The 23,792-nt window shown below is 36.8% G+C and carries 24 protein-coding genes and 1 pseudogene; 19 read left to right on the top strand and 6 right to left on the bottom strand.

Annotation, left to right across the window (positions count from 1 at the left end; translation table 11 throughout):
- Positions 1 to 487: 487 nt before the first annotated feature.
- From EDD69_RS08560 to EDD69_RS08540, 5 genes are all read left to right on the top strand, one after another.
- The gene (locus tag EDD69_RS08560; RefSeq protein WP_132948540.1) at positions 488 to 1,087 is read left to right on the top strand and encodes a hypothetical protein; all 600 of its coding nucleotides are present in this window, start codon (positions 488 to 490) and stop codon (positions 1,085 to 1,087) included.
- A 95-nt stretch (positions 1,088 to 1,182) separates the two neighbouring features.
- Positions 1,183 to 1,407 carry a hypothetical protein gene (locus tag EDD69_RS08555; RefSeq protein WP_132948539.1) on the top strand — a complete coding sequence of 75 codons (225 nt, stop codon included), beginning with the start codon at positions 1,183 to 1,185 and terminating at the stop codon, positions 1,405 to 1,407.
- A gap of 682 nt (positions 1,408 to 2,089) precedes the next feature.
- Positions 2,090 to 2,668, top strand: a complete 579-nt coding sequence (locus EDD69_RS08550) for a sigma-70 family RNA polymerase sigma factor (protein WP_132948538.1) — start codon at positions 2,090 to 2,092, stop codon at positions 2,666 to 2,668.
- The gene (locus EDD69_RS08545; protein WP_132948537.1) at positions 2,665 to 3,348 is read left to right on the top strand and encodes a DUF3600 domain-containing protein; all 684 of its coding nucleotides are present in this window, start codon (positions 2,665 to 2,667) and stop codon (positions 3,346 to 3,348) included. The genes EDD69_RS08550 and EDD69_RS08545 overlap by 4 nt, the downstream gene beginning before the upstream one ends.
- A gap of 228 nt (positions 3,349 to 3,576) precedes the next feature.
- A complete protein-coding gene (locus tag EDD69_RS08540) occupies positions 3,577 to 4,977 on the top strand; it encodes an APC family permease (RefSeq protein ID WP_132948536.1) in 1,401 nt (466 codons plus the stop codon).
- 159 nt (positions 4,978 to 5,136) lie between these two features.
- Here the strand turns inward: EDD69_RS08540 and EDD69_RS08535 are convergent, their stop codons facing one another.
- Positions 5,137 to 6,810: a DUF262 domain-containing protein gene (locus EDD69_RS08535; RefSeq protein WP_132948535.1), complete on the bottom strand. Its 1,674-nt coding sequence runs from the start codon at positions 6,808 to 6,810 to the stop codon at positions 5,137 to 5,139.
- Positions 6,811 to 7,018: 208 nt separating this feature from the next.
- On the opposite strand from EDD69_RS08535, the gene EDD69_RS08530 reads away from it, so the two are divergent.
- The 4 genes from EDD69_RS08530 to EDD69_RS08515 are packed head-to-tail and all read left to right on the top strand — an operon-like array spanning position 7,019 to position 13,802.
- Positions 7,019 to 8,503, top strand: a complete 1,485-nt coding sequence (locus EDD69_RS08530) for a type I restriction-modification system subunit M (RefSeq protein ID WP_132948534.1) — start codon at positions 7,019 to 7,021, stop codon at positions 8,501 to 8,503.
- A complete protein-coding gene (locus tag EDD69_RS08525; RefSeq protein ID WP_165871760.1) occupies positions 8,496 to 9,821 on the top strand; it encodes a restriction endonuclease subunit S in 1,326 nt (441 codons plus the stop codon). The genes EDD69_RS08530 and EDD69_RS08525 overlap by 8 nt, the downstream gene beginning before the upstream one ends.
- Positions 9,818 to 12,772, top strand: a complete 2,955-nt coding sequence (locus EDD69_RS08520) for a type I restriction endonuclease subunit R (RefSeq protein ID WP_132948532.1) — start codon at positions 9,818 to 9,820, stop codon at positions 12,770 to 12,772. Before EDD69_RS08525 ends, EDD69_RS08520 begins: the two co-directional genes overlap by 4 nt.
- 49 nt (positions 12,773 to 12,821) lie before the next feature.
- Positions 12,822 to 13,802 carry a restriction endonuclease gene (locus EDD69_RS08515; protein WP_132948531.1) on the top strand — a complete coding sequence of 327 codons (981 nt, stop codon included), beginning with the start codon at positions 12,822 to 12,824 and terminating at the stop codon, positions 13,800 to 13,802.
- Positions 13,803 to 13,846: 44 nt separating this feature from the next.
- Here EDD69_RS08515 and EDD69_RS08510 read toward each other — a convergent pair whose 3' ends face one another.
- A complete protein-coding gene (locus EDD69_RS08510; protein WP_132948530.1) occupies positions 13,847 to 14,575 on the bottom strand; it encodes a M48 family metallopeptidase in 729 nt (242 codons plus the stop codon).
- Positions 14,576 to 14,774: 199 nt separating this feature from the next.
- On the opposite strand from EDD69_RS08510, the pseudogene EDD69_RS15555 reads away from it, so the two are divergent.
- Both EDD69_RS15555 and EDD69_RS08500 read left to right on the top strand, forming a co-directional pair.
- Positions 14,775 to 14,942 (top strand): annotated as a pseudogene (locus EDD69_RS15555) (aldo/keto reductase); the annotation flags it as partial.
- A 131-nt stretch (positions 14,943 to 15,073) separates the two neighbouring features.
- Entirely contained in the window at positions 15,074 to 15,847 is a 774-nt protein-coding gene (locus EDD69_RS08500) for a patatin-like phospholipase family protein (protein WP_132948529.1), read from the top strand.
- Between the two features lie 191 nt (positions 15,848 to 16,038).
- On the opposite strand, the gene EDD69_RS08495 is transcribed toward EDD69_RS08500, so the two are convergent.
- Positions 16,039 to 16,506 (bottom strand): Lrp/AsnC family transcriptional regulator, encoded by a 468-nt coding sequence (locus EDD69_RS08495; protein ID WP_132948528.1) that lies wholly within the window; start codon positions 16,504 to 16,506, stop codon positions 16,039 to 16,041.
- Between the two features lie 122 nt (positions 16,507 to 16,628).
- Here EDD69_RS08495 and EDD69_RS08490 point away from each other — a divergent pair, with 122 nt between their 5' ends.
- From EDD69_RS08490 to EDD69_RS08475, 4 genes are all read left to right on the top strand, one after another.
- Positions 16,629 to 17,060 (top strand): carboxymuconolactone decarboxylase family protein, encoded by a 432-nt coding sequence (locus EDD69_RS08490; protein WP_132948527.1) that lies wholly within the window; start codon positions 16,629 to 16,631, stop codon positions 17,058 to 17,060.
- 186 nt (positions 17,061 to 17,246) lie between these two features.
- Positions 17,247 to 17,612: a YybH family protein gene (locus tag EDD69_RS08485; RefSeq protein WP_132948526.1), complete on the top strand. Its 366-nt coding sequence runs from the start codon at positions 17,247 to 17,249 to the stop codon at positions 17,610 to 17,612.
- 118 nt (positions 17,613 to 17,730) lie between these two features.
- The gene (locus EDD69_RS08480; RefSeq protein WP_132948525.1) at positions 17,731 to 18,087 is read left to right on the top strand and encodes a YunG family protein; all 357 of its coding nucleotides are present in this window, start codon (positions 17,731 to 17,733) and stop codon (positions 18,085 to 18,087) included.
- 96 nt (positions 18,088 to 18,183) lie between these two features.
- Positions 18,184 to 18,504, top strand: coding sequence for a hypothetical protein (locus EDD69_RS08475; protein ID WP_341539345.1), 321 nt, complete (start codon positions 18,184 to 18,186; stop codon positions 18,502 to 18,504).
- Between the two features lie 66 nt (positions 18,505 to 18,570).
- Here EDD69_RS08475 and EDD69_RS08470 read toward each other — a convergent pair whose 3' ends face one another.
- The 3 genes from EDD69_RS08470 to EDD69_RS08460 form a co-directional block, all read right to left on the bottom strand.
- Entirely contained in the window at positions 18,571 to 19,005 is a 435-nt protein-coding gene (locus EDD69_RS08470) for a GNAT family N-acetyltransferase (protein WP_132948524.1), read from the bottom strand.
- A 168-nt stretch (positions 19,006 to 19,173) separates the two neighbouring features.
- A complete protein-coding gene (locus EDD69_RS08465; RefSeq protein WP_132948523.1) occupies positions 19,174 to 20,187 on the bottom strand; it encodes a PTS sugar transporter subunit IIC in 1,014 nt (337 codons plus the stop codon).
- 35 nt (positions 20,188 to 20,222) lie between these two features.
- Entirely contained in the window at positions 20,223 to 21,197 is a 975-nt protein-coding gene (locus tag EDD69_RS08460; protein WP_132948522.1) for an L-lactate dehydrogenase, read from the bottom strand.
- 377 nt (positions 21,198 to 21,574) lie between these two features.
- Between EDD69_RS08460 and EDD69_RS08455 the strand changes: the two genes are divergently transcribed.
- From EDD69_RS08455 to EDD69_RS08440, 4 genes are all read left to right on the top strand, one after another.
- Positions 21,575 to 21,904: a hypothetical protein gene (locus EDD69_RS08455; protein ID WP_132948521.1), complete on the top strand. Its 330-nt coding sequence runs from the start codon at positions 21,575 to 21,577 to the stop codon at positions 21,902 to 21,904.
- A 75-nt stretch (positions 21,905 to 21,979) separates the two neighbouring features.
- Entirely contained in the window at positions 21,980 to 22,324 is a 345-nt protein-coding gene (locus EDD69_RS15465; RefSeq protein WP_207893266.1) for a hypothetical protein, read from the top strand.
- Positions 22,325 to 22,454: 130 nt separating this feature from the next.
- Positions 22,455 to 22,760 carry a hypothetical protein gene (locus EDD69_RS08445; protein ID WP_132948520.1) on the top strand — a complete coding sequence of 102 codons (306 nt, stop codon included), beginning with the start codon at positions 22,455 to 22,457 and terminating at the stop codon, positions 22,758 to 22,760.
- Positions 22,761 to 22,960: 200 nt separating this feature from the next.
- Positions 22,961 to 23,773 carry a protein kinase family protein gene (locus tag EDD69_RS08440; protein ID WP_132948519.1) on the top strand — a complete coding sequence of 271 codons (813 nt, stop codon included), beginning with the start codon at positions 22,961 to 22,963 and terminating at the stop codon, positions 23,771 to 23,773.
- Positions 23,774 to 23,792: the final 19 nt, after the last annotated feature.

The raw sequence follows: 23,792 nt of genomic DNA, 5'->3' as shown, positions 1-23,792 counted from the left end.
ACCGAAGAAAAATTTGCACAAAACTTGCACAAAATCTGCACAAGAGGCACTTTAACACAATTAATTTATTTAATTTTTATTAACTCTCTTAAACAAAAAACCTTGGAATATCGCGTATTTTCAAGACATATTTAATTTTATTTATCCCATATTTACATAGTTGAATTTCCCCTTCTATTTTGACAGGGTGGAGGTCGCTGGTTCGAGCCCAGTCGGAATCACTAAAGTAAAACCCGAACTCGAAAAAGAGAGTTCGGGTTTTTGTTTTTGTAAGTATAGAATTTGTAAGTATGGAAACATCGGTTATTATCGTCTTGGTTCAATGACAGGGTATTTTTATCATTATGGGCTACCGCTGTTTCAGTCATGCCATCTCTTGCACCATATTTTCGTAAGGGCTATCCATTCGCCATGTTTTGTTGTAGTTTTATAAGAAATCATGTGGTTTTTTAAGAAAAATGAGGAAATGGAAAGAGGGGCGAAGCTGTTGTCGCGGTTTGTTGTTGAATTTAGTGATGGTGTGACGATCGTATTTGAAGATGTTATTTCATTAACTTCACATCAAAAGTCACTTATTTTATCAACGGCTCGTCAGTATACAAAGGAGGAATTAAATAATCTCAAATCGGGCTTAAAAGTTACTCTGGAACCTGAACAACAGTTTCATCTTTTAAAAGTAAAAAATTGTATTGTTTCTGATAAATCATCACGAGAACTTTATGAGCAAAACATTATAGAGTTTACTGCTCATTCTGTTGAACGTATGTTAAAACGGTTACATGGAAACAATGAAGTTCAAATCTTTTTCACCGTCATTGATAGTATCAAGAATGCGAATGTTGTGAGTAATCATGCAGAATGGAAAGGTTTTAAATCCTTAAGCTATACTTTTATTGATTCTAGCAATCAAATGACTCGGAAGATAGTCGCTATTTTTGTAAATATAGGAAATAGAATGAGGATTATTACAGTCATAAACGATGAGAAATATGATTCGATGGACTTTCGGATAAGCGAAGATACACAGTTATTTCAAAAAATGCTTCAGTTAAAACAACGGCTTAAAAATACTTACAATAAAAATTAAATTCGTATATAATAGGCACAAAAGAGGTATACAAATGGAAAGGAGGACATATAATGGCCGTAACTACAACTCTAAACGCACATGGGGGTTCTCATATGAACCGTTATGCTGAAGGTGTAAAGGATGTTGCATGGGAGAATGAGAAAGGACGCTACGTCATTCGCAATGTTCCTTTTCGTGTATATGAGGAATATACAAACGAACCAGTGTATAGCTCTGACGTGACGTTAAAGCTGTTACTTCTGAAAGAATTAATGGAAGAGAACGAAATTCCGAACGAAGTCGATTTTATGAAAGCGAAAGAACTATCATTAGAGTGACAGCTGATTGGTAGAAAAAAGAAAGTTTCTATCAATCGGCTGTTTTTTTTGATGAATAGAAGTCTGTAGTCAATGCAATGTAACTTTTCAATGTTTCGTTCTTTTAGCGCTCCATAAGCAAAAGATAAAAACCAGATTGACATTGGTTTAAATTTTCTGTTTCCTTACTCCATATAGCATCAAAATTAAGTTCCTCAAGAGACTGGACTAATTTAGGGAGATAGTAATTGTACATCCTTTGTTGAGAGATTTTAACGAACAGCTTTAAGTATTGAATGTTACATATTTTTTTCCTACTGCAAAGAGTTTTCTACATCCATATTTGCCAATGCCGCTATTTTATTAATTATTTCTTTATTCCATTACCTTTCCCTTCTTTCATTAATCTGTCCATTAGAGAAATAAACTTTTGACTAAAAAGATGGTGTTACAAAACTAGAGTAAAAACTCAAAGTTGTGCAACACGGGTGGTCGCCCGGTTACATAAGGTGATTCAAGAAAGGAAATTTGGTCGATGGATCGAAATAATGCCACTTAAAAGAGAAAAGCAAACTTTCGAAAACTTGGAAAGCAGAGTCCTCATCTTGAAGGGCTCTGCTTTTTAAAAATTTTTCTCAAAAAAATCGAACGAAATTTTTATATCTTACCAATATATAGTACAAAACGATAAGGAGGGATCAGAATGGACGACCAAAACGAATATAACCAACTCATTGAGCTTATTCTATCAGGTAATAAACAAGCATACGGGGAGCTATATGAAAAAACAATCCAAGATGTTTATAAAACCGTTCACTTTCTTATAGAGGACAAAGACGATGTAGATGATTTGGTTCAGGATATTTACATACAGGTATATAAGTCCCTTAGAAAGTACGATCGGGATAGACAGTTTAAGCCTTGGCTAATGGGGATCGTTATCAAACAAGCTCAAGCATATCGGCGAAAAAGATGGGTGCGTTTACGCATTGCAAAAAAGGCAGAAGAATACGAACAAGCAACGGTATTGGATTTTTCTAATGACATCATTGATAAAATAACAAACCAACAACTCGTTAACTTAGTAAATGAGCTGCCTTATAAATTGAAACAGGTTATTATTCTCCGCTATTTAAACGGATATTCTCAAGAAGAAGTAGCCAGGATCTTAGAGATTCCCCTAGGAACAGTCAAATCAAGAATTCATTCGGCTTTGAATAAGTTGCGTGTTAAAGGAAAGAACAAAAATTTTTCTTTCAAAGAAAGTGAGGAATGTATATGAATCTTGAGAATCGGTTAAAGGAGTCTTTACAAGAAAAAGGAAAAGAATTGGTTCCACCGCCTGAATTAAAAACAAAAGTGATGAGTAGTATCACGACAGTAAGCGGGAAAATGAAAAAACGTTTAGTTGCAGGGATTTTAACAGCATCTCTGTTAATCCCAGCGAGTGTTTTTGCTTCCCAATCCTTTTTAGCAGATGAGTTATATGGTTCATTTGAAAATCTGAAAAAGCACATAGCAAGCGCAACGATGGAGAGCTACCTGCTTTTAAGCGCAAAATTGTCACAGGCTAAGGGCGAATTGGAACAAGAAGACTACGATCGATTCAAAGAATTGCTACATGTGGTGACGAGTTCGAAAATGGAGTACGGAGATCCATACGGGAACATTGATTACGATCAAATTCCTTCAGAAAAGGTTGATGAAATTAAGCAAGCAATGATGGAAGTGCAACCTTATTTTGATAAATTGAATGGACAAAAATCGAGCAAAGAAGTCTTAACTCCTGAGGAATATGAAACATATATTGAAGCCCTTATGACATATGAGAAAGTGTTGGTACAGAGTGGAATAAACCCGAGTTCAGGACCTATAGATGTGGAAATGATACCTCCAAATCTCCAAGAAGAATTTCTGAAAGCAAGGGAATTTATTGAATATGTAGATAAGCAAGTACGGTAAAAAGGGGAACTCATCTTTAGAGGAACCTTTTCTATCTAATAAAAACAATACTTCTTCATTGAAGTATTGTTTTTATTTTCAACGGCATCTCCATTAAAAATAAAATTGCCAAAACAATCATAATTCATTAAATAATATTATTTTAATATAGATAGTTGAATTATTATTCGTGTGCATGTATGATTATTACATCTCTGAATTAACCCATTAATAGGAGTGTAAACAACAATGAAATCGACAGAAAAAAAGAAGATCGGTGTATTAGGGTTAACGATCCTTAGTATCAATACAATATTAGGTTTAAAAAATATCCCTTTTGCTGCTACAGTTGGACCATCTGCTATTCTTTTTTGGATTTTAGCTGCATTCCTATTCTTTATTCCAATTGGTTTAATCGTAGCGGAGTTATCGACGACTTATCCCGAACAGGGAGGAGTGAGTGCGTGGGTAAACCGTGCTTTTGGCCAAAAAGCAAGCTTTTTATGCAGTTGGTTTTATTGGGTTGCGAATTTTACTTATTATCCATCTCTCTTACTCGGAATAACGGTCAATATGGCTTATGCCATTAATCAACAGCAAATTATCCAAAACACATGGTTAACGACGATGATAGCGCTTGCGATTTTCTGGGTTATTACGTTGTTGACATTGCGTGGTACGCAAATGAGCGGAAAGCTGGCGGCAATCGGAACCCCGCTTGGCGTCATTGTGCCAGTCATCTTAATTTTCGGGTTTGGGTTCGCCAGCATTCTAAGCGGACATCATTCAGCAACAGAATTTACAGCACGGACGATGATGCCTAATAATCTTTCATTGGATACAGTGATGTTTTTGTCCACATTGATGTTTGCCTTTGCAGGTGTGGAAATGCTTGGAACCATCGCGGAAGATGTAAAAAATCCGCAAAAAACATTTCCAAAAGCCATTTTGATTTCTTCCGTGATAATTGGAGCCATTTATATTCTTGGAACCATCGCTTTTCAATTTGTGATTGACATCAAACCCGATCAAACGGCAACGGCTTTATACTTATTTGCTGATCAAATCACAAAACAGTTCCATTTGCCGTTTCAATTATCGCAGCTTCTTGGAATATGCTTTGTCGTTTCAACGGTGGGTGCATTGTCATTTTTAATTTTGAATCCAAGTGTCATGTTCTATGAAAGCGGAAAGACGGTTCTACCTAGAGTTCTAACCAAAACGAATCAAGCAAATATGCCCGCAAACCTTATTCTTTGGCAAGCCGCAGGCGTATCCATGATATTACTGCTTTCCGGGTTTGTTCCGACTGTATCTGAAGCATTGAACATGCTGATCCTTATGGCAACTCTTGCCTTTTTCATTCCTTATATCTTTTTAATTGGTGCGTATATTAAGCTGCGTCGAACAGACCATGCAACCGTCAGACCGTTCCAAGTAAAGAATAATAAATTAGCTTATTTGGTGGCAGGCGTTGGATTCATATCCGTTATCGGAACAATCGGATTAACCTTGATTCCTGCTCCAGATACGACCGTTTCACAATATGCACCGCTTGTTGTTGGACCTGTATTTTTTGCTGTTTTAGGTGTTTCGTTTTATCGAATGGGAACAAAAGAAGAAAAGGAAACCTTGAAAAAAGCGAGCTAATATCCGTTTCATTGTATGAATAAAAAGTATGCCTTGTTTCATATAGAAAAAGGAGCTGGCTCAACATCGCCTAAAGGCGATGTTTGGAGTCAGCTCCTTCTTTACTTCATTCCCTCTAATATTTATTAAGTTGAACTGCTGACATACTTTATAAATGAACTAGTTTTTCATTAGCAAATCGATAAGTTGTTGTTGTCGTTCTTCTAAAACTTTCGGAGTCCATTCTGATTTTTGATCGATATATATTTTACTAGCTTTAAAAATATCCATGCGCCCATTTAAGTAACGTGCTTTTTTCTCATTAAAATCTAAATTACTCAACGAACTGTTCTTTCTTTTACTAATTAAGACGAGATTCGCAATCTTATCTGTCCAATATTTTCTTTCGTCTTCCGTAAAATCCTGCATCCACTTGCTATTCTCATCTGGATTTTGCGGTAAAATATGCTCAACACTTATATTTTTATATCCAGACAAGTGGACGGTGTTGTCTCCCATTAAATACTCTATTTTTAACAACAAATACTTAGCATATTGCTTCTTATAAACATTACCGCTAATATTCCGCTTAAACTCCTCTAAGTCTACACCAAAAATGTCATCGTTATTTAATAAATCATCAATACTAGATACATCTGTTTGTTCAATTGCTTTTAAAATATTATTCATTGCTTCTAATCTTGGAGTGGAGTTTACCCCACAAATCCAATCACAAGCAAATTTAAATTCCAATTTACGCAAAAATTCATCTAACTTATTTGTCTTAAATTTAGCATAGTAATACATGAGAGGAGGTACCCAGTCTTCTGAACGGAATCCTATTTTCATAATAGTAATCAGATTTTTAAATGCGTTACTTAATTCATTATCGGCCAATTCAATTACATTTTCGTAAACTTCATCATACTGTTTAATAAGATCCAAGGTTTCTTGTCCTTTCTTTAGTTTCCCTGCTTTATAAATCTTTTCCTCAAATTCTTCAAGCAAATTTGTTCTTGCTTTTTCTTTTACAATAATTGTTCTAACGAAATTTAAAAAGCGGTCAAATCCTTCACCAAAACGACCTTCAATTTCTTCCCAATACTTCGCATATTTTTTTATCTCTTTTTCATTACGTAATTGTCCAATATTCATGGATTTAAGAATATCTGCATTTGTTAAAGGGATACCTCTATCATTTAATATAGTAAACATTCTAAATGCATCTTCAGTATTATCAGTTGATACATAAATGAATAACGCTTTATTAAAGATGAACTTAACAAACTCCCCTAATTCTTCTTTATCTTCCAGCTGTTCTCTTAATACAAGTAACGCATTAGCCATATTGGAAATCGATACGTTATCTTTTTCCTTTTCCATTTTTAGTTCATCGATTAAAGTAGTTCCATTAGGCTCAATGACGTATTTTTTGATAAAATCTTCTACTTGATCCCTAATTTGATAAGTGATGCGTGGTCTTTCGGGAACCATGTCAAGCTCGTCAGCTTCTTGGTAAATTTTTTGTTGAAGGTTCTTTTTAAATGAAGGTTCTTCTAACAAATCTCTTAAAACAGCAAACATTAAAAAGAATGTCGTTAGTCGCTGCTGTCCATCTAATACTTCATATTCCGCAAAATCTTCATTTTTTGTTCTCTTTAAAACAAGTGACCCGAGAAAATACTCGCTGTCGCGTTTATTCATAAATGCATAATACAAATCATCGATTAAATCCTCTATATTTTCAGATTGCCAAACGTATGAACGTTGGTATTCTGGTATGACAAACCAAAAATCTGATGAGAAAATTTTCTGCAATACTTTTTTATCTGCATCTATTTTTCCATGTGACATCACATACACACCTCTTTAATACAAAATTTTACCTATTACTTTAATATTATCAAAAACATACACAAAGATATATAATTGCTTTCATTCTATGCTCACAGGTATATTGGAATTTTTATATATAAGTAGTTAGACTTTAGGAATTTTGCTATAGTTAACTATGTAAAAGATTCTAACCAAAGTAGTAAACAACAATGATGGAGGCAATAGTATGAGTAAGTTAACGCTACAGGAACTTGAATCCCATCTTTGGGAATCGGCGAATATACTACGTGGGAGTATCGACTCATCAGACTATAAAAACTACATTTTTGGGTTACTGTTTTTAAAGCGTTTAAATGACGTTTTTGTAGAAACCGCTGAACGGATTGAAAGAGAAGAAGGTGAAGATTACGGTTGGTATGATCGTGATGAACATCAATTCTTCGTGCCTGAAAAAGCACGTTGGAGTTATATTCAATCCCATTCCCAAGACGTGGGGGCAGTGATTAATAAAGCCTTTGAACTATTAGAAGACGAGAATCCATCCTTACAAGGTGTATTAGCCAATATTGATTTTAACGATAAAGAAAAATTATCAGATAAAACAATCATTCAATTAATACAGCACTTCTCACAAATTGACTTACGTAATGAAAACTTATCAGAACCTGACATTCTTGGCCGTGCTTATGAGTATCTTATTAAACAATTTGCTGACGATGCAGGAAAAAAAGGTGGCGAGTTCTATACGCCAAGTAAAGTCGTTGAATTGATTGTTAAACTCATTAAGCCTGAAGAAGGAATGCGCGTATGCGATCCAACAGCAGGATCGGGCGGTATGCTCATTCAATCGGTCGACTACATTAAAGAAAAAGGCGGTAATCCACGTAACATTACATTGCATGGGCAAGAGAAAAACTTAAATACATGGGCGATTTGTAAAATGAATTTGTTGCTTCATGGTTTAAGTGACCATCGTATTGAAAAAGGCGATACGATTCGTGAACCGAAACTATTAGACGAAAACGGTGAGCTTCTATTATATGATCGTGTCATCGCCAATCCTCCGTTTAGCTTGAAAAACTGGGGACGTGAAGAAGCAGAAGCAGACGAATTTAACCGTTTCCGATTTGGTTTACCGCCAAAAAGCGCAGGAGACTATGCGTTTATCCAACATATGATTGCCACACTCAATGATAAAGGAAAAGCGGGAGTCGTCATGCCGCATGGCGTCCTTTTCCGTGGCGGAGCGGAAGGGAAAATCCGTCAAGGCATCCTAGAGGAAGATTTAATTGAAGCGATTATCGGTTTACCACCAAACTTGTTCTACGGAACAGGTATTCCAGCATGTATCCTGATCATCAGCAAGAACAAAGAAGAACATAAAAAAGGAAAAGTTCTATTCATCGATGCGTCAAGAGACTACCAAGAAGGAAAAAATCAAAACGTTCTCCGCGATGAAGATATTCAAAAAATCGTCAGCACATACGATGCATGGAAAGATGTCGAGAAATATAGCCGTGTCGTTACATTAGAGGAAATTAGAGAAAATGACTACAACTTAAACATCGCCCGTTACGTTGATACAACCGAAGAAGAAGAGCAAATCGATGTCGCAGAAGCACTTCGTCAACTCCGTCAACTTGAACAAGAACGGGATGAAATCGAAAAGGTGATGTACGGCTATTTGAAGGAGTTGGGGTATGGTGAGTAAACCAGAGAGAAAACAAGTCCCTCAGCCATTAAAATCTATTCCTAATGATTGGGATTTTGAGCAACTTGGGAAATTAATTGACTTTAAAAACGGATACGCATTTAACTCCTCTAATTATACAGAAGAGGGGAAAATCATTCTCCGTATGAGCAACATTTCAAAGGAAGGTAAATTGCAATTTAGGGAGGATAATATTAAATACTGTTCTGAAGAAGAGTACAATCATTTAGAATCCTTCCATTTGAAAGAGGGTGACCTCGTTATTTGTATGACGGATGTTACCCCTGAAAAAGCAATCATTGGGAGAACAGCCGTTATTGATGCAGATAACAAGTATATCCTTAATCAACGAGTAGGAAGAATCAGAATCACGGAAGGGGAAAGGATTTTAGGATCATTTTTACATTACTTTACTAATTTTGATCTATATCTAAAGTTCATGAGAGAAAGATGTTCTGGTTCAGCACAGTTTAATCTTTCGACGAGTGAAATCAAAAGTGTGTATGTTCCTCTACCACCGATTGCTGAACAACGTAAAATTGCAGCCATTCTCTCATCCGTCGATGAAGCGATTGAGAAAACGGAAGCCATCATCGAGCAAACGGAGAAAGTGAAAAAGGGGCTTATGCAACAGTTGCTCACAAAAGGAATCGGGCATACGAAGTTTAAAAAGACGGAGATTGGGGAGATTCCTGAAGAGTGGGAAGTAAAAACCATCGGAGAAATAGGCTCGCTAAAATCAGGAACAACTCCTAGTCGAGAAAAAGCAGAGCTGTACTACAAGAGTGGGGAGATTCCGTGGGTAAAAACAATGGATTTAAATAATTCGTTTATTGTTGATACTCATGAAAAAGTTACTAATTTAGCTTTAGAAGAAACATCATTAAGTATAATTCCAAAGGGATCAGTCCTTGTAGCAATGTACGGTGGTTTTAATCAAATAGGAAGAACTGGTCTATTGAAGATTGATGCTACAATTAATCAAGCATTGACTGCTATTCTAATAAATACGGAACTTATAGAACCAGAGTTTTTATTAATTTGGCTGAACTATAAGGTAAATCACTGGAAAAAGTTTGCCGCAAGTAGTCGAAAAGATCCTAACATAACCAAAAATGATGTAGCAAATTTCCCAGTTGTAATACCTTCTCTAGAAGAGCAGAGAAAAATATACACTACCATTCTAAATATCTCTAAAAAAATTGAAAATGAAATAATAAAAAAACAGCAACTACAAATTATCAAAAAAGGCCTCATGCAAGTGCTATTAACAGGCAAAGTCCGTGTCAAAGTTGATAATGAGGTGATGTCACAGTGACCACTTCAAGTGAATGGAATGAGTTAAACCTCGTGGAAAAACGATTGATTCATCAGCTTCAAGAGTTGGGCTATGAGCATGTCACAGGCTCAGCTCTTGAGTCTGAACGTGATTCGTTAAGTGAAGTGATTTTAAAAGAACGGTTAAAGAAAGCAATTCAACGTTTGAATCCATGGATTGATGAGAACAACCTTGTTCGCATTATTTACAATCTAACTCACATCGAAGCAACGGGGTTAATGCAAGCGAATGAAAAATTTCATGAGATGCTTGTTAACTATATTTCAATTCAACAAGATTTAGGAAAAGGGAAAAAGAGTCAAACAGTTAAACTAATAGATTTTGATAATCCTTATAACAACGAATTTTTAGTTGTTGACCAGTTCCGTATTCAAAATGCAAGAGGCACGATTCGCCCTGACGTTGTTATTTTTGTGAATGGATTGCCTTTAGTTGTGGTTGAATGCAAAAGCCCGACGTTGCAAGAAGATACGCAAATTTCCAAAGCTGTAAATCAATTACGCCGCTATCAAGAAACTCATGAACAACTTTTCTACTATAACCAATTTATGATTGCGACAAGCAATTATCGAGCGAAAGCAGGGACGATTGGTGCGAAAGTGCAACATTTCAGCGAATGGAAAGATCCATACCCAAGAACGGTGCCTGAACTTGGTGACTCTCCTACGAAACAAGACATTTTAGTGGCGGGAATGTTAGCGAAGGAAAACTTGCTTGACTTGATTCAAAACTTCATTGTCTATGAAGTTGACGGTGGGCGAGTGATTAAAAAGATTGCTCGTTATCAACAATTCCGTGCCGTAAATAAAGCGATTCATCGCATTTTACATGCAAAAACACCGAAAGACCGCGGCGGGGTTATTTGGCATACGCAAGGTTCAGGTAAATCGTTGACAATGTTATATTTAGCTGTAAAACTTAGAAGAATAAAAGAATTACAGAATCCAACAATTGTCGTTGTGACCGACCGTAAAGATTTGGATGATCAGATTACCAAGACATTCCGTAAATGCGGCTTTCCTAATCCACAACAAGCGGAAAGCGTCAAAGACCTTAAAAGGTTACTGCAACAAGGTCCTGGTTCCACGATTATGACTCTTGTGCAGAAGTTCCAAACAGAGAAAGACGAAGATGAGTATCCAGAGCTTTCAAGGTCAGAAAATATCTTTGTGTTAGTCGACGAATCGCACCGCACGCAATACAGAGGTCTAGCGATGAACATGCGTAAAGGCTTGCCGAATGCATGCTATATCGGTTTTACAGGAACGCCAATTGATAAAGAAGATAAAAGTACAACAAGAACGTTCGGTTCTTATATTGACAAATATACGATTGAACAAGCGGTCGATGACGGAGCAACCGTTCCAATCTTCTACGAAGCGAGAATGGTCAACCTTCATTTGCATGGCGACTCATTAGATCGATTATTTGACCGTAAATTTAGTGAGTATAGCGAGGAAGATAAAGAACGCATTAAAAAGAAATTTGCAAAAGAAGAAGCGATTTTAGCCGCTCCGAGTCGCATTGAACAAATTGCCTTAGATATTGTGGAACACTTTGAAAATTATATCTTGCCAAACGGCTTTAAAGCGCAAGTGGTGGCGGTTAACCGTGAAGCAGCAGCCATCTATAAACAAAAGCTAGATGAACTCATTAATGGAAAATATGAAACAGCGTTAATTATTTCAACAGGGCCTGAAGACAAAAACAATGAATTATTAAAAGATTACTCCCTTTCCCGTGAGGAAGAAAAACGATTAATTGAACGATTCAAAAAGCCATTTGAAGAAGATAAACTGGCGATTTTAATTGTTTGCGATAAACTTCTAACAGGTTTTGACGCTCCAATCGAACAAGTGATGTACTTGGATAAACCGTTAAAAGAGCATAACCTTCTTCAGGCAATCGCTCGTACAAACCGTACATATGAAGGAAAAACGTATGGGCTTATTGTTGATTACTTTGGAGTATCCAAATTCTTGGAGAAAGCCCTAGCGATTTTCTCTAAACAAGACATTCAAGGAGCGCTGTTGCCGATTGAAAGCGAATTGCCAAAGTTGAAACAAGCCCATCGAAAAGCGATGAGCTTTTTTGACTATATTAACCGAAGCGATGCCGATGCGTGCGTTCAAGTATTAGAGCCTGAAGATGTGCGGCACGAGTTTGAAAAAGCGTTTAAAGAGTTTTCCAAACGAATGGATATGATTTTACCGAACCCTGCCGCTTCCGAATATGTAGAAGACTTAAAGTTTTTAGGTAAAGTGCGGCAAATGGCAAAAACGTTATATCGTGATGAGCAAATGGACATTTCCGAGTGTGGCGAGAAGGTCAAACAATTAATTGCAGAGCATCTATATGCAGAGTCCGTCGAAGTGATCCATGAACCGATTGATATCTTGTCCAGTAAGTTTGATGAGCGGCTAGAAAAAGCGCCATCTAAAGAAGCGCAAGCGGCGGAGATGGAACATGCGATTCGGCATGAAATTAAAGTAAAGCTGGAAGAAAACCCTGTTTACTATACATCGCTAAAAGAAAAGCTTGAACAATTAATCGAAGCAAGACGTAAAAAGATGATGGATATTGCCGAATTGGTAGAAAAGTTACGCAATATGATCAATGACATGCGAAACGTCAACCAACAAGCACAAAATCTTGGATTTACACGAGAGCAATATCCGTTCTATCAACTGTTCCAAAAGATTCTTCCAGAAGAAGAGCATAAAGATACAATCGATGCGTTAACACATCTCGTGACGGACATTATTGCCGAGGAAAGCCAAGTCATTGATTGGGTAAACAAAGAAGATGTGAAACGTGAGATGAGAAGGAAAATTAAAAAGCAATTACGGGCAAGTGCGATACCTAAAGATCAGATAGAAAACATAACACAACAGATTATGTCGTTAGCGATGGTTCATTATAAAAAGTAAAAAGGGAGAGTATTGTTACTCTCCAATTTTTTTATAAAGGATGGGAGTTATGATGAAATGGTGGATGGTACGTGCAGGAGATCATAATGAACTTATTCCGATTTGGAAACAAAAAGGAGTTGCTTCGATAGGGTGGGCGGAATTTGGAGACCCAAAAAACTATTCGACTAGGGAAGTTTTGATTGAGAAAGCGCATAAGATTTATGAAGAAGAAAAACCTGCTACACGTATTACTTGGGCGAGCCAGGTATGGAGATTTAGCCATGAAATTAAAGTGGGAGATAGAATTATTACATATGCTAAAGACAAACGTGAATACTTAATCGGGACAGTTACTAAAGAGCACGAATATAATGAAACAATTGTAAGTGAATATTATCCAAATGTGATACATGTAAAATGGGAAAAGAAACAAATTCCACGTGATCAATTGTCAGAAGGTGCGAAAAACTCCCTTGGCTCTACTCTTACGGTTTTTCGTGTAGATGGCTGGGGAGAGGAATTAGAAAGACTATTAGCCGGTAAAGAACAGGTAGTAAGTGAACCAGAAGACAATGAAGAGGAAGTTATTAAAGAAGATTTTGTTCAAAAAGCATTGACGATGATTCAAGATAAAGTTGATAAATTAGATCCGTGGCAAATGCAAGAGTTAGTTGCTGGATTATTACAGGCTATGGGCTATAATGTGAAAATAAGTAAAAAAGGACCTGACGGGGGAGTCGATATTTTAGCTCATAAAGATGCATTTGGTTTTGAAAAGCCAATTATTAAGGTACAGGTAAAGCACCGAAAATCAGCTTCGACGGGTCCCGAGATTCAACAATTGTTAGGAGCTCATCCAATCGATGCGAATAGTTTATTTGTATCAACCGGAGGATTTACAACAGCCGCTGAAAATATAGGAAAACAGCATAACGTCAAGCTCATTGATTTAGAAGAGTTAGTAAATTTAATTGTCCAATGGTACGATAGAATGCCGAACGAAACTAGATCGTTGTTGCCGCTGCAAAAAATATATATTCCAGAATAAACTATAAAAGAGCCGTTACTTCACAGTAAGGCTCTTTTCTATTTCTATAAAGTTAAGGTTGGACCGTTTACACGCAACCATTCTTTTCTTTGCTCATAGTCGGACATCACAGATTTAACAAAATGCCAAAAATCATTTGAGTGATTCGGATATTTAAGATGCGCTAATTCATGTACTAATAAGTAATCAATAATTGGCATTGGTGCCATCATAATTCTCCAGTTTAAATAAATTGCTCCTTCATTGGTGCATGTCCCCCATCGCATTTTTTGTTCTTTTAATTTAATTTTAGTAGGGGTTACTCCCATTTTAGGGCAATAAATTTTTAAACGTTCTTGTAGTTTCATTTCTCCGTGCTGAATATACCAATCTTTGAACGCTTGTTGGAAAAATGAGATTCTTTCTTCTTCTGTTAAATGCGGTGGCACCGTGGCAATAAATTTACCTTGTTTAAATATAAGTTCTGGTTTTGTAACTTCTTCACTTTTATATACTTTTAACCGATAGTTACGCCCCAAATAAGCAAATTTTTCCCCGCTTACAAACTCTTTCGGAGCGGGGGGATCGGAAATTTGATTCAACGCCTGCCATTTATCAATAATCCATGGGGCTTTTTTATAAAGGATAGAATCTAAAAGTGTAGGCTCTATCCCCTCAGGAGCTACTACCTTTACTCCTTCCAACCATTCAACCGATATCGTCACATCCCGCTTTTCTGGCTTGTACTCTAATGTATAATCTATCGTTGTCCTGCCATATTGAAAGCTAGGCATATAAATACATACTCCTTATTTGTCAGTTTATTAATAATTTTATCTTCCCCTTGTAAAAGGTCAATGTCAATACTATATTTACAGAACTTATGACAATAAGGAAACTAATCTAATTTGTTATTTTTGCTCTTTAGTAAATAACAAATTAGATTGATTTTCGTTGTATTTTATGGAAAAATTTTAATGTAATTGTATTTTTTGGGCGATACGCATAAATGATGTCATTGCCATTCCAAAAGCTGGACAGGAACAACATGTTCTTGAAAATGCCGAAGCTGCTACTATTGAATTGACCTAAGAAGACCTGAACAGACTTGATGAAGTTTTTCCAAAACCACATAAGAAAATGCCTTTGGATATTATTTAACATTTTTTCAGAGAAGCCTTTCTCCTTTAAACGAAGTGTAGGTGGGAGAGATTCATCAGTTAGAAAAATGAAAACTTGTACTGGTTTGGATTGCTTCCAATAAATCGTATGAAGGGAGGGACAAAATAGTCATGAAAGTAGGATTAGCGTTGGGAGGCGGGGCGGTACGCGGGCTAGCCCACATTGGTGTGTTAAAGGTTTTAAAAAAGCATCAAATACCGGTTGATTTTATTGCAGGCACCAGCATGGGCGGTGCAATTGGAGGTTTAGTTGCCGCCGGTATTGACGTCGAGGAAATTGAAGAGTTTATTCTGAACATCCCACCCTACCGATTCTTAGATATCGGAATTCGAAAACGTGGTATATTCGCTGGAAATAAAATATACGCCATACTTATTGAATTTTTAGAACAAAAGGGACTTGGCGATATTCGAATTGAGGAGCTGAAGATTCCTTTTCGAGCGGTATCGGTAGATTTAATTAAAGGAAACGTGTTTGTCTTTGAGGAAGGGAGTCTTGTTTTAGCCATTCGGGCCACCACATCGATTCCCGGTATTTTCTCTCCGGTACATTATCAAGACAAAGTGTTGGTAGACGGGGGAGTTTTGAATAACCTCCCGGCTGATTTGCTTCGAATGGCAGGAATGGATGTAGTCATTGCTGTGGATGTCGAAAGAGAACATGAAGAACAGGAGCCCTGCAGTCTTTTTGAAGTGGTCTATCGTTCTTTGATGATTATGATGACAAGGCAGCGACGTGCTAATCTCAAGTATGCGGATGTGGTTTTTCGTCCGGAAGTAGGGCACATTTTAGCGTTCGACACAAGCAGAATCCGAGAGTGCATTGAAGCGGGCGAACGGGAAGCTCAACACAAGATTCATGAAGTGTTGACATTACTAAAATGAAACAGAAACAGAGGTTGTCATGATGGATTTCATTGGCGAACAGTGCCTGACACTGTTCGCTAAATGATGGCTGATTGAGAGAAAATGAAATTCCTCTCTCAATCGGTCTTTTTTTTTGACAAAGCAACTGGATTATAGAGTATATGCAAAGTTACAATTGTAAAGCTCTACATAGAAAAAGCGGCTTTATATTATTTCTCATCAGATCGCAGCAAAGGAGTATGTGCTTCTAAATCATTTTTTATTTTCACTTCCGAGAATATGATATGTGTAAGGGTTGTTGCAAAGGAAGAAACATCGTTAATAAATTCTTCAATTTCCTCTAATTGACTAACTGTCAGCATGACCATATAGCATGCTTGCCCGGCAATACGGTAACAAGACAACGCTGTTGGGTATTGTTCAATGAACTCTTTAAACCGTTTATGATCTCCGTTTTTAATCGTCACTTCAATAATACAATCAATTGTAAACCCTAGTTTTTTTCGATTTACCTGAATAGTGTATCCTTCAATCACTCCACTCTCCTCTAATTTTTTTACTCTTTCGGCCACAGAGGGAGGAGACAAGTTAACTTTCTTTCCTAATTCTCTCATTGATAAACGGGAGTCTTTTTTTAATTCTGCAATAATTTTTAAATCAATTTCATCTATTTTCATTTGTAAACCATCCTTTGATTTTTTGTTTCATATAAATGGTATTTCCGATAAATTCATTTTATATAAAATACCAATAAGCTTCAAAGTTTTTTAAAATGAAGGAAAAAGAAAGGGTGGGATCAATGGCTAGAATCTCATTCTCTTTACATGGAGAAACGCCATTTCAACAGTTGCTTGGGCATAACAGACAGATCATGGAATTGTGGAATCAGTTAGGGAATTTGCTTGGAGCGGATGGAGCATTATCTGCCGAACTGAAAGAACAAGTGAGAAGGACATTGGCGCAAAGGAACGGTTGTGAATATTGTCAGGCAAAGGGGAAGCCTGAACCTCATTTATTTGATGAGAAAACTTCGCTGGCCGTGGGGTTTGCGGAAGTGTTTTTAAAGCAAAGAGGCGCTATTGATGAATCCCATTTTTCTATATTAAAAAAGGAATTTAGTGATCAGGAAATAAGTGAGTTGTGTGCATTCATTTGTTTTACGACAGCATCTCAATATTTTGGAGCTATGATGAACTTAAAGCCAAATGAAAATCTTGAAAGAGATAAGTAAAAAAAATATTTGTTTTGACGAGTTTTTGGAGGAATTCTGTGGCTTTGAAAGTGCAAGTGTTTAATAGCTTAGGAATATGCAAAAAGTCCTTCTCATCGAGAGATTTTTTACATGTATTAGGAGGAATTTGAATTTTTGGGGAGGTATTAAACAAATAGTAGGGAGGATTATAAGGAGGTTTCATTAATGGGGTATAAAAAAGCATTACAGCAATACATAGAGGCAACGAATACCCATGATTTTAATAATGTGAAAAAAGTATTACATGAAAATGCTATTTTTTGGTTTACAGATCAAACATGTACAACTATACAAGAAATCCAAAATTATTTTGAAAATGCTTGGAATACCATTAAAGAAGAAGTTTATACTGCAAACAATGTACATTGGTTAACCGTTGATCAAAATTCTGCAACTTGTACTTATACATATCATTATGAAGGTTATCACAACGGAAAATTTGTTTCGGGTAGCGGTAGAGCCACTAATGTGTTCATTAAAAACGAAAAAGGAGAATGGAAATTAATTCATGAGCATTTAAGCAGTCTTTAATATTACAGCTATGCTGTGCTGACGGGGACGATAGTTGAACAAAAAATTATTTTATATGCACAAGGGGTAAATTTTTTATTTATAGTCATTTTTTGTTCAGAAAGAAGGAGGTTAACCAATGCATAGTTTAGAAGAGAAAATATTTGAACTCAAAAACGTTTTAATGAAAGTCTGGTCAATCGAATCAAGCTCTAAATGGACTCCTCAAAATCCAGCAAAGGGACAATGTGGAGTAACTGCGTTAGTGGTAAACGATATATTTGGTGGAGAAATAATGAAAACACCGACTCCTGAAGGTTGGCATTTTTACAACAAAATAAATGGTCAGCGTTATGATTTAACAGAATCTCAATTTTCGGAAGCTATTGAATATATGGATATCCCTTCTAATAGGGAAGAAGCTTTCGCGGATACGAATGAAAGACAATACAATTATTTAAAAACAAATGTATATAAAAACTTTTTTAAAAACTAAATCATATTTGAACCGAACGGCGAACAGGGGTTGGTCCTGTTCACTATCCGTTTTGGTAACAATTATTGTTCTAAATATTATGTGAGGTGTTCTAATATGCCGATGGAAGAAGAACTTATGGGAATGTTAATCGGTGGTTTTTCAATCATAATGGGTATTGCCATGATAACCATCATTTTTCTTTGGATTAAGAATAGAAAACAAAGGATAGCATTCTTCTGGATTTTGACTCATTTTATAACGTTCTCGATTTCGGTATATGTTTTGTTAAAAGCAATATCCTTTGATTATCATCATCCAATGGCATCAGAAGAGGTATCCCTTCTTTTAGGCCAGGCCGGAGTGTTATGGGGGATCAGTATGATTTGCCTGTTATTTGGAATATTTAAGCTTTCAAAAGGAACATTAGTGCAATAAAAAATCAAGTTTAAGAACAAAGTCAAGGCGAACAGCGCCTACCACTGTTCGCCATGCAGCAAAACATCATTGCTCATTCATTCTCTCCATAAAACGCTCCGGTTGTTGTAACGATTGAAAACCAAATGGTCGATAAAACTCGTGTGCGTCTTTTGTCACTAAACAAAAACGGCGGACCGGGGCGATATCAGGGTGTTCCAAGATGCATTCCAACATCCATTTTCCGAGTCCCTTTCCCCGATAAGCTTCGTCAATAAACACGTCGCACAAATAAGCAAACGTTGCTCCGTCGGTAATGACTCTCGCAAATCCAATCTGCGTGTTTTCATGAAATAACGAGAAGCATATTGAATGTTCGAGTGATTTTATGATGGTTTCGCGCTTTCGTGTATTTGCCCAGTATGACTGTGCGAGAAATTCGCACACTTTGTCTACATTGACTTTGTTTCGATCTGTTGAAACCATAAACGGTTTTTTGATGTACTCGATCGTTTGAAACAAATTCCTCTCCCTTTCTGCATTTTTTAGCTGAATTATAAATAATTATCGCAATGGAAGACAATAAGAAATTTTCGAAAATTAAAAATAAAACCAGACACGGTTTGCCTGCTCTATCAAAAATAGAAAGAGGGCGCCCTCAATTGAGGACACCCTCTATTTAATTTATAATTAGTTCGGCAATCTTAAGTCGTTTTCTTTAATCTTGCCAAGCTTTTTAAGCATATAGTAGATGGCATATGAGATTGCAGCTGGCACAAGTACGTAAGTGATCAGCATCGCTGGAACGATAAATGTGACATCATATGTTGTTAGAAGTTGTAATGGAGCGACGAAAGAGCTTAATCCCATACCTGCAATCTCTTTTCCAGCTTCAATTTTGAACACTAACGCGGAGATTGGTCCAGCAACCGCACTGGCAACGACGGTTGGCAGTAAGATGTATGGGTTTTTTGTAATGTTCGGCAATTGTACTTTAGGAGTACAGATCCCTTGAGCCAAAATTCCGCCTAGTTGATTCTCTTTCCAAGAAATGAGAGAGAATCCGATAAAGTGCGCCGCACAGCCTGCCAAAGCTGCTCCACCTGCAATACCGCTTAAATCTAAGGCCATCGCTAATGCCACAGATGATGCTGGTGAGATTAAGAACAATCCCCAAACGACAGCTAAAACGATCGATGAGAGCAGTGGGTTACCTGCAGTTGATGATTTAATCGCTCCGCCTACCGTTGTTAAAATCGGAGCAATGACATGTGATAACCATAAACCAGCCAATCCAGCGATTAACATTGTTCCTAATGGAACAAGCATCATATCAAGAGCTGTTTTTCCGCTGATTCGTTTCCCTACATAAGTGGCAATGGTAGCTGTTAACAGTGCTCCGATTGGTTCTCCTGGTTTAATGAGAACGCCTGCTTCTGTAATGCTTAGAGCACCTGCCCCGACTGCTGCTGCAATCATTGCCGAGAAGATGACAAGAGCGTTTGCTCCCAACATTAAGGCGATTCCCGCACCGACCGCTGGTGCCATCAGACTAATCGAAATCGTACCAATTTGTTCAAGTGCACTAATTCCAAAGTTTGTTCCTAAGTTTTTAATAAGCAAACCAATACCGAGTGTGACAAAAATTCCTTGAGCAATCCCTGTTGAAGCTTTAAAAATTCTTGGCATTACATATTCTTTCATAGGAAGCTCCTTCTTTCTAGTTTTATAAAGTTAAATTAGACCGTTACTAAAACTTTTTGTTTGTAACCGATGCTTTCCATGTATTCACGTAATACAGCATTGGATTGTTTGAATTTTGCTTGCTCTTCTTCCGTTAAGCGAAGCTCGACAATTTCTTTAATTCCTTCACGAGTAATAACGGCAGGAACACCTGTACAAATATCCTTTTCGCCATACTCGCCATCCAATACGCAAGAGAGGGCAATGATTTTATGATCGTCGTTGAAAATCGATCTTGTAATATAAGCTAACGCATTTCCGATTCCGTAGTAAGTGGTTCCTTTTCGTTTTAAGATCTCAAAGCCAACCTTTCTAACCTTGTCGACAATTTCATCTAGATCGATTTCACCAAGTTCTTCTTTTCGTTCCTCTAAAATTTCTAGAAGCGGTTTTCCGCCTACGTAAGTGTGAGACCAAGCTGCAAATTGCGAATCCCCATGTTCACCCATCATGTAGCCGCTAATGCTTCTTGGATCGACATCTAAAATTTCGGATAAAAATGTTTTTAATCTTGAAGAATCTAGCGAAGTACCTGTTCCGATCACTCGATGTCTTGGTAAACCGGATAGCTTCCAAACATGATAGGTGATAATATCAACCGGGTTGGAAGCGATTAAGAAAATTCCATCAAAACCGCTCGCCATAATTTGTGGAACGATATCTTCCATAATTTTTGCGCCAATTCCTAGCGTATCTAGGCGAGTTTGTCCTGGTTTTGGCGGCGGACCAGCAGTAATAATCGCGACATCGACATCTTCTAAATCGCTGTAGGATGCCGCGCGAACCTTCGTTCTTGAATTTACAAAATCGATGCAATGGGATAAATCTAAGGCTTCGCCTATCGCGCGTTCCTTGTTAATATCGATCATTAATAATTCTTCACAAATTCCTTGATTGATGATGGAATAGGCCGCGCTTGAACCAACTAATCCTGTACCGATGATCGCAACTTTTCTTGTTGTTTTTCTCATGCTGTTCATCTCCTTAAAAAATGGGTAGTTTATGTTGTGAAATATTTCACAAAATAGTTTTAAAAAATAATTTTTTTGTCAGGAGATAATTTAATTGTGAAAAATTTCACATTTTCATTGTATAGCTGTTTCAACTGAAATTCAACTATGAATAGCGCTTACAATTTGAAAGAAATTTGAATAAATACATGTTTTAAATGGTAATATCATTGTTTTTTACTATATTATAAAAATTTTACCATTAAAAATTGGTTTATACATTTCATAGCGATCGAATCATGATCAAACATCAGCGTCCAACCTAATGGTGTTTGTCTAATCATTTTTGGATAAGTGTGAATAGATTAACTGTACAAGGGAGAAAAGGAGGAGAGAGAATGAGTGAACCATGGAGAGGTTTTCCTATTAATAGAAATTTTCAATCTATTAGTCCAAGCCGTTCGAACGCAGATTCAGACAGCCGTTCAAAAGCAGAGGTTGATTTTGAATCGGATATCGAACTAAAAAATGATACGGAGCTAGATAATGAAAACGATTTGAAAAATGTAGATGAAAATAAGAATGTTGCAAGAGTCATTCAAAGTGGAAATTCAAGGGTTGATGTTGACATTGATGTGGATTCAGATTCTGCTGCAAGAGTGCGTTCTCGTGCGGAGTCTGATCAAGATCAAGAGCAAGAACAGGGGGCAAGACAACTGAGAATCTAGCAGACGTAAAGGATGGGTGGGAACGTTTAATCTCACCTTTCCTATCTTTTATTCCTTAAGAAGGGATGTGATGGGATGAAAAAGGAGAATGACCAGCAATTTTCGTTAGAGAATGTAGGAAATTTATCCTCGCTAGGGAAAGTTTATTCCATTGATAAACAATCCAATCAATCGCAAATTGGGCATAGCGGAAATTCGGATGTTGATGTGAACGTAGATATTCAAGTGGATACGATGCCAATTGCATTTGCTATTCTTTGTTCATTATTAGCGACAAAACAAATGACAAACGAAGAGTTTGATCTAGCTGTTGCGAAACTAGAGACTCTCACGAATCGTTATAAGAAATCAAACGATCGAAGAGAAACGAACGATCGATCCAAAGCGAATGGGATAAATCCAAAAAGATGGGGATGGTAATATCATTACCTTCCTCATTTTACGTAGATAAGGGGAACAAAATTGAGCAAGGGAACTAATGGTGTTTGTGCAAACACTTTCGTGTAAATTTGAATAGACTACTTGTACAAAGAAGGAAGGGGGTGAGGAAATGAGCAGAAATTTTTTTAGGGATTCCAATGGTCGTAACGGTTCGAATGCAGATGCAGACAGCCGTTCAAAAGCAGATGTTGAATTCGACTCTGATATCGACTTAAGAAATGATACGGAAGTAGACAATGAAAATGATTTGAAAAATATAGATAAAAATACGAACATTGCAAAAGTGATTAAGAGTGGAAATGCAAAGATTCGTATTGACATTGATGTGGATTCAGATTCTGCTGCAAGAGTACGTTCTCGTGCGGAGTCTGATCAAGATCAAGAGCAAGAACAGGAACAGGATCAGAGAGATTAATGAATAGAGATGCTTGACAAAATAAGATATTAGCAAAGAAGCCGATAAACAAAACGATGTTTTGTTGTTTATCGGCTTTAGTTTCTTTTTTGAATTGTGCGAAAGATAGACCGTTGATAGTGACCGGAATGTAAAGTTTTTCATTAACTAATAGAAAGAGTATTTATGCGCTTCAAATAGCGAGAAAGAGGTGGGGTTACTTGCAAAATCAAATGATTGATTGTAGCGAGATTAAGAAAGAAGTAAAAAAAATTAAAGTGAAAACAATAGAAGACGAAGATGTGATCGTAAATAGTGAAAGTAGTTTTGAAATGATCGGGAGAGGAAGACAAGGTGCCGTTTTTAAAATTAATGACGAAATGTGTATGAAAGTATATGGCGATGAAGAAGATTGTGCCAGAGAACATTACGCGATGTCTCTTGGCCAACATACATCGCTTATTCCGAAAATCTACTGTAAAGGTAAAAATTTTATTGTGATGGAAATGGTATACGGAATTGATTTACGTGAATATTTGCAAACGAATCCATTAACGGAAGAACTATCTTATCAGTTGATTCAAATGTTATTGACGTTTAAAGAAATTGGTTATGAACGAATCGATCATCATAAACGGCAAGTTTATCTTCAAGAGGACGGCTCGTTAAAAGTGATCGATGTCGGAAGAACCGTATGGCGAAATCGAACGTATCCGTATCCAAGAAAGTTATTGCGAAGCTTAGGAAAAGATTATGAAGCGGTCTTCTTACAACACGTTCAAGAAATGGCTCCAGAGCTTTATGAAGAATGGCAATACTATATCCATATGGATGAAGTAGCAGCGCAAATGTACGAGGAGATGAAAAGGAAGAAAGATTTTGATTGGAGCTCCATTGGACAAGAAGCAAACAAATTGTTAACGATTAAGAATAAAAAGAGACATTATGAACATTTGCACAATCTTGTATATAAAGTAGTAAAGGAGCTTAAGAAACAAGAAAGATTGAAAAGAGAGAAAAAGAAGAAAAAATAATATAGCAAGGTTTTGAGGA

The organism is Thermolongibacillus altinsuensis (genome assembly GCF_004341205.1).
Taxonomy (GTDB): domain Bacteria; phylum Bacillota; class Bacilli; order Bacillales; family Anoxybacillaceae; genus Thermolongibacillus; species Thermolongibacillus altinsuensis.
Note: the sequence above shows the minus strand (reverse complement) of the source record. Positions and strands in the feature narration are given on the sequence as shown.

What these genes read in the sequence shown, in the direction of transcription:
- EDD69_RS08555 (WP_132948539.1), top strand. Translation starts at nt 1,183, where the DNA reads ATGAACCGTTATGCTGAAGGTGTAAAGGATGTTGCATGGGAGAATGAG.
- EDD69_RS08550 (WP_132948538.1), top strand. Translation starts at nt 2,090, where the DNA reads ATGGACGACCAAAACGAATATAACCAACTCATTGAGCTTATTCTATCA.
- EDD69_RS08545 (WP_132948537.1), top strand. Translation starts at nt 2,665, where the DNA reads ATGAATCTTGAGAATCGGTTAAAGGAGTCTTTACAAGAAAAAGGAAAA.
- EDD69_RS08540 (WP_132948536.1), top strand. Translation starts at nt 3,577, where the DNA reads ATGAAATCGACAGAAAAAAAGAAGATCGGTGTATTAGGGTTAACGATC.
- EDD69_RS08535 (WP_132948535.1), bottom strand. Translation starts at nt 6,810, where the DNA reads ATGTCACATGGAAAAATAGATGCAGATAAAAAAGTATTGCAGAAAATT.
- EDD69_RS08530 (WP_132948534.1), top strand. Translation starts at nt 7,019, where the DNA reads ATGAGTAAGTTAACGCTACAGGAACTTGAATCCCATCTTTGGGAATCG.
- EDD69_RS08515 (WP_132948531.1), top strand. Translation starts at nt 12,822, where the DNA reads ATGATGAAATGGTGGATGGTACGTGCAGGAGATCATAATGAACTTATT.
- EDD69_RS08510 (WP_132948530.1), bottom strand. Translation starts at nt 14,575, where the DNA reads ATGCCTAGCTTTCAATATGGCAGGACAACGATAGATTATACATTAGAG.
- EDD69_RS08500 (WP_132948529.1), top strand. Translation starts at nt 15,074, where the DNA reads ATGAAAGTAGGATTAGCGTTGGGAGGCGGGGCGGTACGCGGGCTAGCC.
- EDD69_RS08495 (WP_132948528.1), bottom strand. Translation starts at nt 16,506, where the DNA reads ATGAAAATAGATGAAATTGATTTAAAAATTATTGCAGAATTAAAAAAA.
- EDD69_RS08490 (WP_132948527.1), top strand. Translation starts at nt 16,629, where the DNA reads ATGGCTAGAATCTCATTCTCTTTACATGGAGAAACGCCATTTCAACAG.
- EDD69_RS08485 (WP_132948526.1), top strand. Translation starts at nt 17,247, where the DNA reads ATGGGGTATAAAAAAGCATTACAGCAATACATAGAGGCAACGAATACC.
- EDD69_RS08480 (WP_132948525.1), top strand. Translation starts at nt 17,731, where the DNA reads ATGCATAGTTTAGAAGAGAAAATATTTGAACTCAAAAACGTTTTAATG.
- EDD69_RS08475 (WP_341539345.1), top strand. Translation starts at nt 18,184, where the DNA reads ATGCCGATGGAAGAAGAACTTATGGGAATGTTAATCGGTGGTTTTTCA.
- EDD69_RS08465 (WP_132948523.1), bottom strand. Translation starts at nt 20,187, where the DNA reads ATGAAAGAATATGTAATGCCAAGAATTTTTAAAGCTTCAACAGGGATT.
- EDD69_RS08460 (WP_132948522.1), bottom strand. Translation starts at nt 21,197, where the DNA reads ATGAGAAAAACAACAAGAAAAGTTGCGATCATCGGTACAGGATTAGTT.
- EDD69_RS08455 (WP_132948521.1), top strand. Translation starts at nt 21,575, where the DNA reads ATGAGTGAACCATGGAGAGGTTTTCCTATTAATAGAAATTTTCAATCT.
- EDD69_RS15465 (WP_207893266.1), top strand. Translation starts at nt 21,980, where the DNA reads ATGAAAAAGGAGAATGACCAGCAATTTTCGTTAGAGAATGTAGGAAAT.
- EDD69_RS08445 (WP_132948520.1), top strand. Translation starts at nt 22,455, where the DNA reads ATGAGCAGAAATTTTTTTAGGGATTCCAATGGTCGTAACGGTTCGAAT.